This window comes from Salinivibrio siamensis, from assembly GCF_001996005.1.
Taxonomy (GTDB): Bacteria; Pseudomonadota; Gammaproteobacteria; order Enterobacterales; family Vibrionaceae; genus Salinivibrio; species Salinivibrio siamensis.
Genome location: NZ_MUFB01000059.1, coordinates 1 through 1,031, shown reverse-complemented (window position 1 = coordinate 1,031; position 1,031 = coordinate 1). Strand labels below are relative to the sequence as shown.

Below are 1,031 nucleotides of genomic sequence, written 5' to 3'. Positions count from 1 at the left end.
ATGTTTCAGTTCCCCGAGTTCGCCTCTTAGCGCTATGTATTCACACTAAGATACCTGCTTATGCAGGTGGGTTTCCCCATTCGGACATCGATGGCTCAAATGCTTCTTACCAGCTCACCATCGCTTTTCGCAGGTTAGTACGTCCTTCATCGCCTCTGACTGCCAAGGCATCCACCGTCTACGCTTAATCACTTAACCATACAACCCCAAGAGGTTTTATTTACGGCGAGATTGTCTAAAAAAGAAATCTGCGTCGCAAAACCACTCAGTGTTGAATCATCAACTAATTAAGGTTTTGTTTTTGCCGGACTCAAAATAGAGACTTTGCTTATCACTAAGACAAAGCCCAAGCACACTTGATTGTGTGAGTGACATTTCTGTCACTGATTGAGAACTTTACTGTCATTCTTTAAGAATGACTTGTCAGCTTTCCAGATTGTTAAAGAGCATGTGTATTTATCAATACGATAAACCACTTTATTTTTTGCTTTCAGACAGCACTCATCGCAACAGGCGTCAACTGCTGTAAAAACAAAGAGTAAAATGGTGGAGCTAAGCAGGATCGAACTGCTGACCTCCTGCGTGCAAGGCAGGCGCTCTCCCAGCTGAGCTATAGCCCCATTTTGTTGTAGTGCTTTTCTCTTGCAGAGAAAATGGTGGGCGATACCGGGCTCGAACCAGTGACCCCCTCCTTGTAAGGGAGGTGCTCTCCCAACTGAGCTAATCGCCCATCTTTCAGACTTGGTGGAGCTAGGCGGGATCGAACCGCCGACCTCTTGCATGCCATGCAAGCGCTCTCCCAGCTGAGCTATAGCCCCGCGTCTGAGAAATGGTGGGTTGTACAGGATTCGAACCTGTGACCAATTGATTAAAAGTCAACTGCTCTACCAACTGAGCTAACAACCCAATGGCGTCCCATAGGGGAGTCGAACCCCTGTTACCGCCGTGAAAGGGCGGTGTCCTAGGCCTCTAGACGAATGGGACACGCTGATATGTTTGGGAACATATCCTCTTTAATACCTCTTTAATAC

5 tRNA genes and 1 rRNA gene are annotated in these 1,031 nt (G+C 47.0%); all 6 read right to left on the bottom strand.

The features are described from left to right. Window positions 1–198 (bottom strand): 23S ribosomal RNA (locus tag BZG73_RS15905); the annotation flags it as partial. Between the two features lie 346 nt (window positions 199–544). Then, window positions 545–620, bottom strand: a tRNA-Ala gene (locus BZG73_RS15900). 34 nt (window positions 621–654) lie between these two features. Further along, window positions 655–730 (bottom strand) — tRNA-Val (locus tag BZG73_RS15895). Between the two features lie 12 nt (window positions 731–742). After that, window positions 743–818 (bottom strand) — tRNA-Ala (locus tag BZG73_RS15890). Window positions 819–830: 12 nt separating this feature from the next. After that, window positions 831–906: transfer RNA gene (locus BZG73_RS15885), tRNA-Lys, on the bottom strand. A gap of 2 nt (window positions 907–908) precedes the next feature. Beyond that, window positions 909–984: transfer RNA gene (locus BZG73_RS15880), tRNA-Glu, on the bottom strand. Window positions 985–1,031 lie beyond the last annotated feature (47 nt).